The following is a 16,928-nucleotide window of genomic DNA, read 5'->3' as shown; positions in this document are numbered from 1 at the left end:
CAAGTTCGACTAGCGGACGAATTCAGCAAACAACAAAATGTGTTTTTGTGCATTTTTACTGCGGTAGACCACATATCAGAGGAATTGAAATCACGAACAAAAAGAAAGCAAACGATGCGTTAAATCTTTCAAACTATTGTCCCCTTGCACCACTAGGAATAGAAACGCACCATAACTGTGAGAGGAATAGAATAATAAATTCGGGTAATTTATAACGCACAAACCCCGTGAACATTAGCTTTGCTAAGGTCGAACCAGAATAATAAGTGATTGCAGTGCTAGCAAATCCGGTCGAAACTAGCTTTGAAAGCCATCTGAAAAAAGCTGACGAATCATCAAGAACTCCGTTCGCTGCACATCATTTTGCAATTTAACGCACAATGATATATCCAATTTCATCATTCGACTTTCATTATAAAAGCAATAGAAGTTGCTTAACTTTGACCCATTAAAAGGCATCACACCATGGACAACACACACACATTGAGTCACACCTGTAAAACCCTGAGTACACGCGTATTTACCCCTTCTCGTGTTGCGCTACTCGTTGCCTCTGTTATTGGCTCTACCGCCCTTGAAGCACAAGAAAGCAGCGCACCAGCAGTTGAAGAGAGCGCACAATATGAACGCGTAATCGTTACCTCTCGTAAACGTTCAGAATCAATGAACGACGTGCCGATTAGTATTAATGTTGTCAGCGAAGATCTGATCAACAACCTAGGAGCCACTGATTTCACCGATTTGCTAGGCGTTGTTCCTAGCTTAACGGCTTACCAGAATGGTCCCGGACGCACACGTTTATCTATTCGTGGTGTAGCAAATGGTGGTGGAAATGACAACGATACACAAAACCAAGAAACCGTTGGTATATATTTAGATGAAATCCCCATTTCAATGGGTGGCATGAACCCAGAACTCGCCTTGTTTGACCTTAAACGTGTTGAAGTTCTGCGTGGCCCACAAGGCACATTGTTTGGTGCGGGCTCAATGACAGGCACTGTGCGACTCGTTTCAAACGACCCGAATCTGACTGAATTTGAAGGCAAATACGAACTCAGTGCTTCGAAAATTGAGCATGGTAGCAACAACCAGTCGGTCAAAGCGCTTGTGAACGTGCCGCTTATTGAAAACGAATTAGCCGTGCGGATCAGTGGTTATTACCTCGACAATGGTGGATATATTGACAACAGCCTGACGGGCGAAAAAGATCTCAACACCGGTAATTCCAAGGGTGCGAAAATTTCGGCCTTGTATATTCCTACCAATGAATTGACCATCGACTTCAGCTATTTACACCATGATTATTCAGACAATGGCCGTCCGGTTGATATCGACTCCACGCCTTTATTCGTGCGAGACTATCCATCTTTTGATGGCTACGACGATACCATGGATATCGCCAACGTAACCCTTACATACGATCTAGATTGGGCTGAGTTAGTCAGTTCTACTTCTTACTTTGACCGCTCTATTGTTAACCCGCGCTCATTAGATTTGCTATTTGAATCGGCATTACCGCCGGGCATTACTCCTCATGAACTAGTCGATGTAACTGATTCTGAAGTATATGTGCAAGAGCTACGCTTGGCCTCAACCAGCGATAGCGATTTACAGTGGACGGTAGGCGCTTATGCTGACAAGAAAGACGTATTTTATGAAAATACCTTTCCCGTACCAGGTGCTGACGCCATATTAGGTGTGCCCTCTTCTGCATTCGGCGCACCGGATGATCATTTATTCTACGGCTTTGATGATCTGACCGTTAAAACCTACGCCTTTTTCGGTGAGCTTTATTACGATATCGGTGACTTATCGATTACTGCGGGCTTACGTTATTTCAACTGGGAACAAGAGATCGAGTTCTACCAATCTGGCTTGTTCAACGGCGAAGCCAACAGTGATACTCGTCCTAAAGGCAGCGTCGATGGGTTTAATCCTAAATTGAATGTGTCCTATCACTTAAACCGCGATAACTTAGTGTATGCTCAGGCAGCTAAAGGCTTTCGTTACGGCGGTATCAACGGAGCCATACCTGCATCAGTATGTGCCGATGAGCTAGCCGAGGTTGAACGTGATGGCGGTGATACTCGCTTCTTTGACCCAGATGAAATCTGGAACTACGAAATAGGTGTAAAAGGTAGTGATTCACAAGGTACGGTTAGTTATAACGCCACTTATTTTCATATTGACTGGAGCGATATGCAAACCAGCCGTAGCTTTGAATGTGGATTTGGTTTTAAAGAAAACGTTGGTGACGCAACCAGCAAGGGTGTTGAACTTGAAGTTACGGTAAAACCCATTGAAGGCTTAGTCCTTTCTGCAGGCGGTGCCTATATCAATACTACTTTGGATGCTGATGTACCAAACCTTGATGCTCTAAAAGGCGATGCGGCGCCGTTCGTACCCGAGGTATCATTCACCACATCAGCTGAATACTCCATGCAGCTAAACAAAGATCTTGAAGGCTTTGGTTGGGTAAACGTGCAGTACACCGATGATCGTTCTACTGAGTTCAGTGAGCAAAATTCTAACTACCGCAAAATGGATGCCTACACATTAGCCAATATGCGCGTAGGCCTACGTTTTTCAGGCTACGAAATATCGTTGTTTGCCAATAATATGTTTGATGACGACGGAGTCGTACGCGCAATTGGTCGTCCGCCGTTTGATCCACCAGCCAGTATTCGTGTTACACCACGTACGATTGGCATGACGTTTAGAGGCGGTTTCTAACCCTTAGAATTAAGGTATACCAATGAACTAAAGATACAAGGCAGAAAACACAAACGCCTGCCTTGTTATCTTTTATTAATTTAAATGAATAATTTCAAAAACATATTCACACGCCGTTAATGGAGTTACTGATGAAAAAACTATCTCTGGTCATCATTGCTATCGGGCTTTTTTGCTCGTTTGCCACATTTGCCCAAACAAAGGTTGAAGCGACGCAAGCGGTAAACCAAGTTCTGGATGGCTTACACGAAGCCGCCAGCAAGGCTGATTTAGACGCCTACCTCAGTTCATTTACCGACACCGGCGTATTTATGGGCACCGATGATTGGGAGCGCTGGTCGCGACCTGAGTCGTTGGACAAATATGTAGCGGAACGATTTGCTGGCGGCACTGGCTGGACCTACTCAGCAGTAGAGCGAAACGTCAATTTTTCAACCGAACATGACATCGCTTGGTTTGACGAAATAACCGTATCTAAAAAATGGGGCCGTTTTCGTGGCACAGGCGTACTTATTAATGATAAAGGCAACTGGAAAATCGCCCACTACGCTATGTCAGTGTTAGTGCCCAACGAAGCATGGGAAAAGGTATCGGAAATAAATATTAAGGCCTTCGCACAGCGCGGTGAAAAATAATAGTCCCGACATCAGTTTATAGCGATTTAAAATTTGGTCAGTCATGAAAAATAGCAGGCCCATCCTGCTATTTTACCGCGATACAATATTCTCTACTGACTATATTGCAAATCTAAAGTGTTTAGTATTTACTAAAAAAAGGCAGTAGTACAAACGCGTTAAAACTTAACGAAACCAAACGTTAATAAAAACGCTTCAACAAAAGTAATGTTATTTCTGGTTATCTTATCTTTCAATACGAAAGATTTATTTTCGAACTACCCAGAGTCAGAACTGAAACTCAGATCTCTATCACATAATTTTACTATTTTTTTCTGTGACCGTTTTGTCGCACTTTTACAGGACATTACCCTCCCAAGTATTTAAATACTGGGAGTAACTTTTGTGATGGTTTATTTTTAACCATGTGAAAAACAGCGAGGATTAGAAATGCAAGAAGATGTATTAGGTAAAAAATCTATTCTTTCGGTTTTTTCAGAGTGCAAGTCGTCCTTAGCTAATGTGGTGCGGCGATATGTCAAAAAAGAATACGAATTAGAAGATATTCTTCAAGAAGCGTTCGTAAAAACTTTTGTTGCAGATAAAAAAAATCAAATAAAATTTCCTAAGTTGTATTTATATAAAACAACAAAAAATTTAGCGATCCGTGAAAATAGTAAAATTTCTACCCGAATTACTGAATATATAGAGGATTCTGGCGAGTCATTACTCATTAGTAAAGAACAAGATGCTTTTGCCCATTTATCTGAGCAGCAAGAAAAAGCACTATTGCTGGCTGCTTTAAAATCGCTGCCAAAACAATGTCAGGAGGTAACACGTTTAAGGTTGTTAGAGGGTGTTAGAATCAAGGATATTGCGTTCCAATTGAACATTGCGGTTAGTACAGCAGAGAAGCATATCGCAAAAGGGCTAGAGCGCTGCGATGAATATATTACTAAACAGCAGCAAATAGGATTCACTAAACAAAGTGATATCGAAGCAAATATGAATCATAGAAAGAGTAAATAGGAATGACTCAGGTAGTTAAATTTCCGAATGATAAAGAACGAATAAAGCGTGAAGCAAGTGAATGGATTGCCCGTATGGAGCAAGATGAACTTACAGCCTTAGATAAAACTGAATTAAATACGTGGCTAGCAATAAGTCCCGAACATGAAAAGCAGTTAAAGCGACTTGCACAATTATGGGACAAAATGTCAGAAATAGGGGAGCGTTCCTCGTCTCAAGAACAATCAAGCGAAAAACAAGAAAAACGTACTTTTTTTAGCCATCGATTCGCTCAACTTTCTTATAAAACAGCGGCCTTTGCTGCATTAGTTCTGGCGATTCCAATTATTTTCTATTTACAGGGTTCGCTAGAGAACACCTCAAAAAATGGCCAGTATTTCACGAAAATTGGTGAACAAAAAAATATAATACTCACCGACGGTTCAGAGCTTTTATTAAACACCAATAGTATTGTTGAAGTGAATTACAGTCGCAAGCAGCGAAATATCACTCTTTTTCAGGGAGAAGCTAATTTTGGGGTAGCGCCTGACAAAAGCAGGCCCTTTACTGTAAAAGCAGGAACAGGGGATGTTCGTGCATTGGGCACCAACTTTTCAGTGCGCCTTGATGGTAATTTGGTCAATGTTTTAGTCTCTCACGGAACGGTAAGAGTTAGAGCGAAAGAAAATATTGATGGACCTTTTCAAGCTGACAAAACAGCGTACCAAGACAAAAATGAAGTCATCGTTGGTGCGGGTAATAACGTGGTATTTGATGACGTTAAAGTCGAGTCTGTTGAACAAGAAAGCGATAAATCCATTGCGAAAAAACTGTATTGGAGAAAAGGTTTCCTGTCTTTCGATGATGAGCCATTATCGGATGTGATAGCTGAATTATCGCGTTACACCAACTTAAATATTGTTATTGCAGACAAATCAATACAAGCGATGAAGGTGGGAGGATTTTATCCTATCGATAATCTCGAGACAGTTTTTACTACATTGGAATTGAATCTTGGTTTAAACGTTAACAAAATGAGTGGTGGGTATTACTACATAACCAATCCGAACAGTTAAACATATTCTCAATCACGCTATTTCTAGTTATTTCGAAAAAAAATAGAGGATTTTTCTTTTTCATTACTCTGTATAGGTAGGTTGAGCTACAGCCAATGATTTGCTGTGAATGCGTCGTTGGAAAATGGTGCTGTTCAACCTGAAGTTGGAAAAACATTGATTCGAAAGATACTACACTTTGTTGCATTTACAGTGCTCGTTTACAAATCAGCTTTCGCTTTAGCGACGAATGATTTAATAGAACAAAAAATAACGACTGTGTATTTTAACATTCCTGAAAAATCTGCCGGAGATGGGTTAAGAAATTTTGCGCAAGCGACTAACTTAGCTCTAATTTTTCCTCAAGCACTTGTGACCTCAGTGACTACAAATGAACTACGAGGTCATTTTTCAGTTGAAGCTGGTCTTATCGCTTTACTTGCTGGGACGGGCCTCAAAGGGACCATTTACGCTAACGCTACAATTTTTGTTGAATCAAGCGCTGATGATCCGAGAACTTTCAGTAGCTCTCTCAAAGCAGATAATATGAAAAAAGCAAGATTAACGAGAACGGAAAAACTTGGTACTTCTGATGGGAACGCCCCTAGTATGATGTCATCTTCCACATTAACTCTGGAAGATAAATATGAAAATATAGTGGTAACAGGAGTACGGGGAAACCCTAGAACCGTTATCAAAAGCCCTATTCCCATCGATGTTTTCACCAGTGAACAACTTGAACAACAAGGTCAAGCAGGACTCTTTGAATCTTTACGGTTTCTTGTTCCATCACTAAATTTACCGCAACGTTCCGGAGGAGGAACAGGCACGTTTATAGCCTCCGCAGGCTTAAGAGGCTTAAACCCAGATCAAACACTTGTATTAGTTAACGGCAAGAGGCGCCACAAGACCGCATTAATCAATACCAGCACTGGCTTATTCAGTGGTTCTGCTGGAGTCGACTTAAATATGCTCCCTACCTCCGCCATAAAGCGTATCGAAGTACTGCGAGATGGTGCATCAGCTCAATATGGCTCCGATGCCATCGCTGGGGTGATAAATGTTATTTTGAAAGATAAACCTGAAACGGGCAGAGCTGTTTTTTCCGCTGGAGAAAACTTTGATCGCAGTGACGGCGAAAATCTCAGTGTTGGCATAAGCAATGGAATCGCCCTAGGTGACGATGGTTATATCAATCTATCCTACGATTTTATGGAAAGTAAATTATCCAACCGTGCTCGCACTTTAGCGTTACCCGAAGACGGAGGACGAAACCTATTTGCCCTTTTAGAGGACGGAAGCTTTGACCCTAGAGAAAGCAGCCTTGATCGTATGGTGACCAAGAATTTTGGTAACTTCCCGCAAACGACAAATATTTTTGGTGTTAATGCTAAAGCGAGCCTTCAAGACATCCAGCTTTATGGTTTCGCATCTTACGCTCATCGAATATCAGATCTGACATTTACTTACCGACTTCCTGGCGACATACGTAATATTATCGATATTTTCCCTTTAGGCTTTCGTCCAGAAGAGCAAATAAAAGAAAATGACTTCGAACTGGTCGCTGGTATTACGAGTACCAAGGCTGAGTTTGATTGGGATTTTTCGATGAGCTACGGTTTTGATGATACCACTTGGAATAATACCAACGGTCTGAATGCCAGTTTAGGCTCAAGCAGTCCAACATCGTTTTTTCTGGGTAATATGAACTCAGACGAAATGATAATTCAACTGGATGCCACCCGCCCTCTCATATTAGAAGACAGCGATCTTCAAGTATCATTTGGTCTGCAATATCGACGAGAAGGTTTTGAAATACTCAAAGGAGAGTATTTAAGCTACGCAGATGGGAATAATGGGTTAGAGCCAGGCGCACAAGGCTACCGAGGCTTTTATCCTGAAGCCGAAAGTAACGTTTCTCGTAATAATATAAACGGATACATAGATTTAGCATGGGATGTTTCCGAAAAGCTCTTTTTAGCAGGCGCGCTACGTTACGAAAAATTTAATGACTCTGCTGGTGATGAAATATTGTGGAAAATAAACCTACGCTACGAGATCAGCGACAGCGTCGCATTTCGGACTTCCATAAATACAGGCTTTAGAGCACCAAGTATTCAGCAATTGGGCTTCCGTGGTAGTCGTGGACAATTCACCGATTTGGATAACGACGGTTTCGCTGAAATTATTGTGTTACGTCAGACTTTATCTCCGACCGATCTCGCAGCAAAGGCTTTAGGAGCAGACCCTCTAACTCCTGAGACATCCGTTAACGTTAGCGCTGGGATTACCTACACCCCCTTAGACAATACTTCCTTTACCATAGATTTTTATCAAATTGATGTAGATGACCGTATCGCGCAATCTTCTCAATTTAATCGCGGCGATAAGCGTTTGGCTTTATCTGGCGGTACCATAGGTAGTGAAATTTCAGCCCTTCTTGATGAAGCAGGCTTTGATGCATCATTAGGCGCTGTAAACTATTTTACGAACGCCATTAATACACGAAGTCGTGGCGTCGATATCGTTGCCACCTGGTCGCCGAAAATGGTTATGGGTAATCTAGTCCTAAGTGGTGCGTACAATTACAACAAAGTTGATGTTGTTAATTCGCTCGACAATCCACAGGAGTTATTAGGTTTAGTGTTAGCTGATGGCTCGCAAATAGAGCAGTTCGATCGTGAACGCTTAGGCACCTATACCGATGCAGTACCTGATTCTAAACTTAGCATTTCTACCAACTACGGATTAGATAAATGGCTAATAAATGCTCGCGCCACTCGTTTCGGTCGATGGACAGTCAAAGGTACGACTGAGAATCTCGATACAAAAAACCAAGCAAAATGGATCGTTAACCTAGAAGCCGGTTATCAATTAGAAAATGGACTCGCATTCTTTGCTGGCGCTAACAACATCTTCAATGTTTATCCAAAGGAACGCTTAGCTAATTCTTTAGGGACTAACTTCTATGATACGTATTCGCCCTATGGTTTCACTGGAGGAAGCTGGTACATACGTAGTTCTTATGCATGGTAATCAGAATGATTGCCGGTAACCCAATGATAATAGAGACATTAAATAATGATGAAAAGTGAATTTTTCAAGGCGAATTTAACTACATTTTTTAGCACTTTGCTAAACAACATTTCAGCAACTTTTACGTTGATTCAACGCAAAAAATTTAATACTGCGGGCTTCGTTTCCTGCGCATGGGGTTAATAACATGAGTAAGATTTTAAAGAATGGGATCCTAGGGTTAACGTGTTTGCTTTCACTTAACACCATAGCTGAAACGTACACTATTGGTACTGGTAGCCAAAGCGGTACCTATTATCCACTTGGGGGGATGTTAGCGAAGATCTGGAGCGAAAATATTGAAGACTTTGACATGCGAGCTGAAGTAACGGCTGCTTCAGTTGAAAATACCATTAAAGTTGCTACCAAAAGACAACTCGCAGGGATCGCCATGGGTAATGTGGTATTGCAAGCGCATGAAGGTGTTAAGCCTTTTCCTCGAAAAATGGATGTAGCCGTTTTATTTGCTTTATACCCGAATGTGGTTCAATTCGTTGTATCAGCAGACTCAGATATACAGTCAATTCAAGACTTAAAAGGCAAACGCGTTTCACTAGGTGCGCCAGGCTCTGGTACACGCGTGAGTGCAACTAATATTCTTTCAGCCTTGGGCATAAGTGACAAAGATATCGATGCTCAATCTCTAAATTACACCGCAACAACCGATGCTATTTCAGGAGGTCAGATAGATGCAGGCGTAGTCGTAGGCAGTATCGGTGTTGGGGCAATCACTGAATTAGCATTCACTCATAAAATTAGAATTCTATCGTTTACACCAGAAGAGCTTAAAGCTGTTTCGGATAACAATGCGTCATATCAAGCAATGGAAGTTCCAGATGGCAGCTACAAGGATGTTACCGCGTTTAGCGCACCAGCCGTATGGAATATCCTTATAGTAAACAAGAATCTCGATACCGACCTTGCTTATCAGATGACAAAGGTTGCTTTTGAGAATATGAAAAAAATCAATCAAGTTATTAGCGTCACTAAATATACAACGCTTGAAAATATGAACAAACTAGACGGAATCACCTTACACCCCGGATCGTTAAAATATTTAAAAGAACAAAAATAAGTTGCATACAACTAAACAATCACGCTGATGAAAGGTAATTGAGGCGGATAGTAAATCTTGATTGCAGTAAATAAGCATTCAAACCGCTGCAGTCAAGCATCAGCCTAAATTCGAAATACAATCACAAAAATGAGTGAGTTGGTAGCCATCACGACTACCTTCGGAGAATCGCATGACGGATCAAACAACGACGAGTAATTGGGTAACAAACAAAGTTGTGTTAATTGCAGCGTTGGCGGCAATAGCATTATCTATCTTCCAGATATGGCAGGGTATAACCGCAGATTTATCTGCGCCTGTTTTTAGACCCATCCATTTAAGTTGGGTACTAATCTTAGTCTTTTTAACTATTCCGTTAATTAAGACCCAACATTCCTCAGCGCTATATCTATTTGGTCGTGGTATTGACATAGTTTTTATTATTGCCACTGCGTGGGCTTCGTATCACATTATTTCCTTTGATTACGATGATATTTCTTTTCTACTCGATGGGTTGACGACGCTGGATCAGTTGTCCGGTTTAATTATTATCGTGTTACTGCTTGAAGCAACACGCCGTACAGTTGGTGCAGTAATGGTATTAATTGCGGCACTATTTTTGTTCTATGCAATTTTTGGCGACGCATTGCCTTCAGTCGTGGCCAGCAGAGGGTTTTCAATAGAAGAAATTGTCCGATTCCATGTATTTTCAACCAATGGTATCTACGGTGCTCCACTTGCAATTGCCGCAGGTGTAGTATTTATATTTGTATTATTTGGCGCCTTTTTACAGGTTACGGGGGCAGGAAAGTTTTTTATTGACGCCTCTTTTTCTATCGCCGGAAAGTACAGAGGCGGACCAGCTAAAGCCAGTGTTATTGCTTCAGCAGCTCTCGGCTCAATCTCAGGATCCGCCATTGCCAATACGGTGACAACTGGCGCATTAACAATCCCTATGATGAAAAAGCTTGGCTACAAACCAGAGCAGGCTGCCGGTATTGAAGCCGCTGCATCAACGGGTGGCCAGATCATGCCCCCTGTGATGGGCGCAGGTGCTTTTGTAATGGCACAATTTACCGGCATTCCTTACAGTGAGATATTATTAGTCTCAATTGCACCAGCCATATTATACTTTACCTGTACCTTGTTGTATGTGCATTTAATGGCTTGCAAGCTAGGCTTACAGGGTATGGAAGTAACTGAAAAAATCTCTACTGTACTAAAAGATGGCTGGCATTTTTTAGTGCCATTAATCTTAATAACCACTTTGCTACTGATGAGTTACTCGCCTATATTAGTGGGTATTTCTGGGTGCGTTGCCATATTGGTCGCAGCAATGTGTAGAAAACACAGCCGAATTACGATAGCGGTCTTTTTTGCAGGAATGAAAGAGGGTGCATTACTTGCCCTTCCTATTTCAGTAGCTTGTGGTACTGCAGGCATTGTTGTTGGTGTAGTCGGCCAAACAGGTATTGGCTTACAGTTTACACAATTTTTAATGGCGCTTTCTGGCGGCTATTTATGGTCTGTATTAGGATTGATCGCCATCGCTGCGGTTATTCTGGGTATGGGGTTACCTGTAACGGCTGCATATATCGTATTATCAATTATGGCTGTTCCAAGTTTAACTGAGTTAGGCGTTGGTTTACTCGCTGCGCATATGATTGTATTTTGGTTATCGCAAACCTCTAACGTAACCCCCCCGATTGCTTTAGCTGCTTTCGCTGCCGCCGGTATTGCCAACACGTCACCTATGAAAGCTGCAGTCCAAGCTTTTAAACTTGCTCAAGGATTTTTTATTATACCGATCATGATGGCATTTTCTGGGTTGATCTGGATGGAAGGTCAAAATATTGATTTCGTTAAAGCTGTTATTTTAACGGTTGGATTAATCATCTCCTTTGCAGGTACTATTGAGGGAAGATTAGCAACCAAACTCCCAATAGCCGCTCGTGGCCTATTATTATTAGCAGGGTTTACTATGTTGGTACCTAACCTTTTTATCAATATTTTGGGTATTGCTATTATCATAGTCACGACGATAATCAATTATCGCGCGTCTAAGTCAGAAAGATTACAACCTATTCCTGTACGCTAAAAGTCGCCTAGCTCCGCTATTGGTATGAACAAACCAATAGCGGAAGTATCACACTTTAATAATGATGTTTGACAGGTTGCCAAGCATGAAAATGAAGATAATACATTAGACCACTCAACCTTCAGTGACTTCATTTCTAAGCTGACGTACATAGCAGTCATGCTAAAGATTGATGCTCAATCGCATCCATATTCCTAAACGTACAATAGACGTGATGTCCTTAACATTGACTGTCTCGATTCAGCTGTCGTTGATATTCAAGCATCTGCGCGCTTCTTCTTTTTTAGCTCGTCGTATTCCGGTCGTATTGCCAGTTTAATTTACCGCGTAATTACTAAGCCCTGAGTTATTTTAAAAAAAAGTAGCGGGTTTTGCTTTTTCAATTCTCTGTATAGGTAGATTGAACTGCAGTCATTTTATGCTGACGCTCAACCTGAAGTTGGAAAAAAGTTGATTCGAAAGGTATTAAACTTTGTTGTATTTACATTGCGTATTAGCAAGTCGACGTTCGCTTTTTAGGTAAACGTTCCGACCAGCTAAACAATAATGACAATGTATTTTGACATACCCGAACAATCTGCCGGAAATGAGTTAAGAGACGTTGCGCAGGCTGCTAACTTAACTTCAATTTTTCCTCAAGCACTTGTGACCTCAAAAATATAAAACACACTGAGAGGTCACTTTTCAGTTGAAGCCGGTTTCTCGTTTTGCTTGTCGAGAGGGGTCTGAAAGACCATTGACTCGAATTCTACCATTTATATTGGAAGAACAAGCTGCGATAACCCGAGTGCTTCCTAGGACTAACAAAGAGCAGAGAATATGAAAAATAAAAATGTAAAGGGTAAAGTGAAAATTGGCACTTATGGTGTTATCGCGTCGATTATGGCCGCCTCGTCGGCTGTAGCTCAAGAAGGAGACCTACCCTCAAAGAGCAATGATAAAGCAAGCAATCTAGAAAATATCGTAGTTACTGGGGTGCGAGGCAATCCCAGAACAGTTATTGAAAGCCCAACTCCTATTGACGTCTTCTCCAGTGAACAACTTGAGCAACAGGGACAAACAGGGCTATTCGAGTCACTACGATTCCTTGTTCCATCTCTTAATCTTCCACAACGCTCTGGCGGCGGCACCGGAACCTTTATTGCCTCTGCAGGCCTGCGTGGATTAAATCCTGATCAAACTCTCGTTTTGGTGAATGGCAAAAGACGTCATAAAACGGCTTTAATCAATACCAGTACCGGTTTATTTAGCGGCTCCGCTGGCGTAGATCTAAATATGATCCCCTCCTCTGCCATTGAGCGCATTGAAGTGCTACGAGATGGAGCATCAGCTCAATACGGTTCTGACGCCATAGCAGGGGTTGTCAACATCATTTTAAAAGATGATGCTGAAGGCGGCCGTGCTGTCGTGAGTACAGGACAGAATTTCGACCGTGGTGACGGTGAAAATTTCAGTGTTGGCATAAACAATGGCTTCGCGTTCGGTGAAGATGGTTTCGTCAATTTATCTTATGACTATAAAGACAGTAAATTATCAAATCGCGCTCGCACGTTAGCTCTACCAGAAGACGGAGGACGAAACCTATTTGCTCTTTTGGACGACGGTAGCTTTGATCCCAGAGAAGCAAGCCTTGATCGCCAAGTAACCAAAAATTTTGGTAATTTTCCGCAAACAACCAACGTTTTTGGTATTAACGCGGGCACTAATGTAGGTGAAATTCAACTTTATAGCTTTGCGACTTATGCTCGCCGTGCATCTGATTTGATATTTACTTATCGCCTTCCAGGAGATGCGCGTAATATTACCGACATTTTTCCTCGAGGTTTTCGCCCAGAAGAGCAAATTAAAGAAGATGACTTTGAAATAGTCGCTGGTGTTAAAGGTACCAGTATGGAATTTGATTGGGACTTTTCAATGAGCTATGGCTCCGATGAGACCTCTTGGTATAACACTAACGGTCTGAATTCCAGTCTCGGCTCCGCTAGCCCGACCTCTTTCTTTCTAGGTGATATGAACTCGGATGAAATGATTGCTCAATTAGATGCAACCCGTGCCATTGCTTTAGATGGCAGCGACCTTCAAGTGTCCTTTGGGATGCAATTTCGAAAAGAGTCTTTTGAAATTGTTAAAGGCGAGCCACTTAGTTATGCCGATGGTAATAACGGATTGGCACCCGGTGCACAAGGGTTCCCAGGCTTTGCCCCCGAAGCCGAAAACGATATTTCACGTAACAATATTAATGCCTATATCGATTTGGCATGGGATGTATCAGACAAACTGTTCTTGGCTGGCGCTCTGCGTTATGAGGATTTCAACGACTCCTCTGGTGAAGAGGTGCTAGGGAAAATCAACATGCGTTATGAAATCACTGATGATGTTGCATTTAGAACCTCTGTGAGCACTGGTTTTCGAGCACCCAGCATCCAACAACTGGGATTTCGTGGCAGCCGCGGTCAATTTGTGGATCTAGACAATGACGGTATCGCAGAAACCATTGTCTTGCGCCAAACCCTTCCTTCTACCGATCCTGCGGCCTTGGCTTTAGGTGCTAATCCACTGACACCCGAAACATCGGTAAACTACAGTGCAGGGATAAGCTATACGCCTGCCAGTAATCTATCTGTCACAATGGATATCTATCAAATTGATGTGGATGACCGAATTGCACTTTCAACACAGTTTAATAGAGGAGATACGCGCCTAGCATTGTCCGGTGGCACCATCGGTGATGAGATATCAACTCTGCTCGACAATGCGGGTTTTGATGCCTCATTAGGTGCAGTTAACTACTTCACCAATGCCATTGATACACGAAGCAAGGGTGTTGATTTAGTGGCGACCTGGACACCCAATACTAGCTTTGGAGATCTCACACTGAGCGCTGCATACAACTATAACAAAGTAGATGTGGTTCATGTCGACGAAAACCCAGATGAGTTATCAGGCTTAGTGCTTGATGATGGCTCACAAGTAGAACAGTTTGACCGCACTCGATTGGGAACCTACACAGATGCGGTACCAGACTCCAAAACAAGCCTATCCGCTAATTTTCGCAAAAATGGTTGGGTACTAAATGTTCGTGGTACTCGCTTTGGTGAGTGGACAGTGGTGCGTAATAATGCAGCATTAGATACAACCAATGAGGCGAAGTGGATCGTCAACATGGAAGCGGGATATCAAATGGAAAATGGCCTTGAGTTCTTTGCAGGTGCGAATAATGTTTTCAACACCTATCCCGAAGAGCGTTCAGCTAACTCGTTGGGCGGAAACTTTTACGATACGTACGCTCCTTACGGCTTTACAGGTGGTAGCTGGTACGCGCGCACTTCCTACGCTTGGTAGTTTTTAAAATTTGAAATGGATGAGACAGGTTATGTCGTCTCATTCAAATTTAACCAAGTCTTACAGTTAAAAGTAACAATGAAAAAAAAGTTCGTCCAGATTCCTTAAGATATTTTACCTAAACATCGCGGAAGCTGGCAAAAGTTAAATAGTCTTTAGGAGGAATATAATGTCGAAAACTAGATATTTTAAGATGCATGCAATTGCTGCGGTATGCTCTGTCTTATGTGTTAGTGCAATAGCATCACCGACAACGTTTACATCAATTCAAACTGAGACTTTTAATACTCCAGGCTCAGTTTCTAATGCCTGGGGCGATTATGACAAAGACGGGGATCTCGATTTATTAGTCTCGATAAAGGGCGGAGAAGTTCGCCTTTATCGTAATGATGACGGCGTTTTTGTAAGTGTCGGCAAAGAATTAGGCCTCCCGATTAAAGGTGATCAAATACGCGGTGTTTCATGGGGGGATTACGATAACGATGGTGACTTGGATATATTAGGAGGCTCAAATGAGATGCCAATACCAAGTCGGAGCTATGTTTTTAGAAACGATGATGGAAAAGCGTTTGTAGAAGTCGCTGAATCCATAGGGCTAGCAATACCTGGCCGTATTAGCCGTCAGTCAAACTGGATTGATTACGATAATGACGGAGACTCTGACCTTTATGCAGCAAACCGTACTGGGGCAAACCAGCTTTTGCAAAACGAAAATGGCGTATTTAAACCGCTAGGGTATGCATCAGGTGTATATGATTCTAGAAGAACAGTAGGAGCGTGTTGGTTTGATATTGATAACGATGGTGATTTAGACTTTTTCTTAGCCAATCAATCAGGTGACAGCGATACTGTTGGTAGAAACGATTTAGATAAATTTGTTGATATAGCCCCTGAACTTGGCATGGATGAAACCCAACGTCTTTATTCAGAAGGCGGCGTGGGTTGTGCTGTAGGCGACTACAATAACGACGGTTTTATTGACCTGTATGTCACCACCTATGGAGATAATCTACTGTATAAAAATAACGGCGATGGTAGTTTTGAAGAAGTAGGAAAAAAGCTGGGCGTTGTTGATCCAGACCATTCCGTCGCAGCGGCATGGGGAGATTACGACAATGATGGTTATCTGGATTTAATGGTCGTTGGATATCACAAGGTTAATGGCCAATCAGAGCCGCTTGGTAAGCTCTACAAGAATACAGGTTCCAAGTTTGAAGTAGACAATAGTCATCCAGAATTAACCTCTGCTGGTGATCATGGAGTGGAATGGATTGATTATGATAATGACGGCGACTTAGATCTGTCTGTCACTGATGGCTACGGGGCTACGGGTGGACACTTTGTTTTTAGAAATGAAATGGACGAAGCCGCGCGCGCTAAATCTATTGCAGTCCTTGTATTAGACACTCAAGGAAACTATACCCAACAAGGTGCAGTTGTGAAATTCTTTGATGCTGACGGTAAAATACTCGGTTCAAGGATAGTATCGACAGGAGGCGGATATAATGCACAAAGCGCTCGACCTGTCTATTTTACCTTGCCAAGTTTACAACCCATAACGGTAGAAGTGAACTTTATGGGAAGTGAAAAACTAAGCGTAGAAGTCAAAGATATTACAACCTTAGCCAATAAACCGCTAATGGTGCATAGGCCTGCTACGTCTAAATAACCTAGGTGCAAACTTCATAAATACGTTGTGAAGTTTGCTATTTTTTGATCACAAATACCGCCCGTTCATTTAAAATAATTTGTACATTTGTGGCGCCCATATCGAAACAACATTTTTCACTCCCCAGCAGTAATAGCTTTTGTCGACAATAATATTTATCGCTAGAAGTTTTAAGCAGCCACCGATACACATGTTGTTTAATCGTAACTGTCTTGTAAAAGACGTCTAGCCTAACTTAACATTCCATGGCAGCACCGATTCAATATCAGGTTCAGGCTGG

At 42.0% G+C, this 16,928-nt stretch carries 9 protein-coding genes; all 9 read left to right on the top strand.

What is annotated here, in order from left to right:
- The first annotated feature begins 465 nt into the window (after positions 1-465).
- The 9 genes from GQS54_RS17285 (at position 466) to GQS54_RS17245 (ending at position 16,648) form a co-directional block, all read left to right on the top strand.
- On the top strand, positions 466-2,733 hold the full coding sequence (locus GQS54_RS17285; RefSeq protein WP_166425196.1) for a TonB-dependent receptor: 2,268 nt from the start codon (positions 466-468) through the stop codon (positions 2,731-2,733).
- Positions 2,734-2,864: 131 nt separating this feature from the next.
- Complete coding sequence (locus tag GQS54_RS17280; RefSeq protein WP_166425195.1) at positions 2,865-3,368, top strand: nuclear transport factor 2 family protein; 504 nt, start codon at positions 2,865-2,867, stop codon at positions 3,366-3,368.
- 429 nt (positions 3,369-3,797) lie between these two features.
- Positions 3,798-4,376 (top strand): RNA polymerase sigma factor, encoded by a 579-nt coding sequence (locus GQS54_RS17275; RefSeq protein ID WP_166425194.1) that lies wholly within the window; start codon positions 3,798-3,800, stop codon positions 4,374-4,376.
- Positions 4,377-4,378: 2 nt separating this feature from the next.
- Entirely contained in the window at positions 4,379-5,431 is a 1,053-nt protein-coding gene (locus GQS54_RS17270; RefSeq protein ID WP_166425193.1) for a FecR domain-containing protein, read from the top strand.
- A 105-nt stretch (positions 5,432-5,536) separates the two neighbouring features.
- The gene (locus GQS54_RS17265; protein WP_346766588.1) at positions 5,537-8,446 is read left to right on the top strand and encodes a TonB-dependent receptor; all 2,910 of its coding nucleotides are present in this window, start codon (positions 5,537-5,539) and stop codon (positions 8,444-8,446) included.
- A 187-nt stretch (positions 8,447-8,633) separates the two neighbouring features.
- On the top strand, positions 8,634-9,560 hold the full coding sequence (locus GQS54_RS17260; RefSeq protein ID WP_166425192.1) for a TAXI family TRAP transporter solute-binding subunit: 927 nt from the start codon (positions 8,634-8,636) through the stop codon (positions 9,558-9,560).
- A 172-nt stretch (positions 9,561-9,732) separates the two neighbouring features.
- The gene (locus GQS54_RS17255; protein ID WP_166425191.1) at positions 9,733-11,637 is read left to right on the top strand and encodes a TRAP transporter fused permease subunit; all 1,905 of its coding nucleotides are present in this window, start codon (positions 9,733-9,735) and stop codon (positions 11,635-11,637) included.
- An 819-nt stretch (positions 11,638-12,456) separates the two neighbouring features.
- Positions 12,457-14,979, top strand: a complete 2,523-nt coding sequence (locus GQS54_RS17250) for a TonB-dependent receptor (RefSeq protein ID WP_166425190.1) — start codon at positions 12,457-12,459, stop codon at positions 14,977-14,979.
- Between the two features lie 169 nt (positions 14,980-15,148).
- Positions 15,149-16,648, top strand: coding sequence for a VCBS repeat-containing protein (locus GQS54_RS17245; RefSeq protein WP_166425189.1), 1,500 nt, complete (start codon positions 15,149-15,151; stop codon positions 16,646-16,648).
- Positions 16,649-16,928: the final 280 nt, after the last annotated feature.

It is taken from the genome of Paraglaciecola sp. 20A4 (genome assembly GCF_011378905.1).
In the GTDB taxonomy this organism is placed as follows: domain Bacteria; phylum Pseudomonadota; class Gammaproteobacteria; order Enterobacterales; family Alteromonadaceae; genus Paraglaciecola.
Note: the sequence above shows the minus strand (reverse complement) of the source record. Positions and strands in the feature narration are given on the sequence as shown.

Coding starts and splice junctions, on each gene's coding strand:
- GQS54_RS17285 (WP_166425196.1), top strand. CDS start 466: ATGGACAACACACACACATTGAGTCACACCTGTAAAACCCTGAGTACA.
- GQS54_RS17280 (WP_166425195.1), top strand. CDS start 2,865: ATGAAAAAACTATCTCTGGTCATCATTGCTATCGGGCTTTTTTGCTCG.
- GQS54_RS17275 (WP_166425194.1), top strand. CDS start 3,798: ATGCAAGAAGATGTATTAGGTAAAAAATCTATTCTTTCGGTTTTTTCA.
- GQS54_RS17270 (WP_166425193.1), top strand. CDS start 4,379: ATGACTCAGGTAGTTAAATTTCCGAATGATAAAGAACGAATAAAGCGT.
- GQS54_RS17260 (WP_166425192.1), top strand. CDS start 8,634: ATGAGTAAGATTTTAAAGAATGGGATCCTAGGGTTAACGTGTTTGCTT.
- GQS54_RS17255 (WP_166425191.1), top strand. CDS start 9,733: ATGACGGATCAAACAACGACGAGTAATTGGGTAACAAACAAAGTTGTG.
- GQS54_RS17250 (WP_166425190.1), top strand. CDS start 12,457: ATGAAAAATAAAAATGTAAAGGGTAAAGTGAAAATTGGCACTTATGGT.
- GQS54_RS17245 (WP_166425189.1), top strand. CDS start 15,149: ATGTCGAAAACTAGATATTTTAAGATGCATGCAATTGCTGCGGTATGC.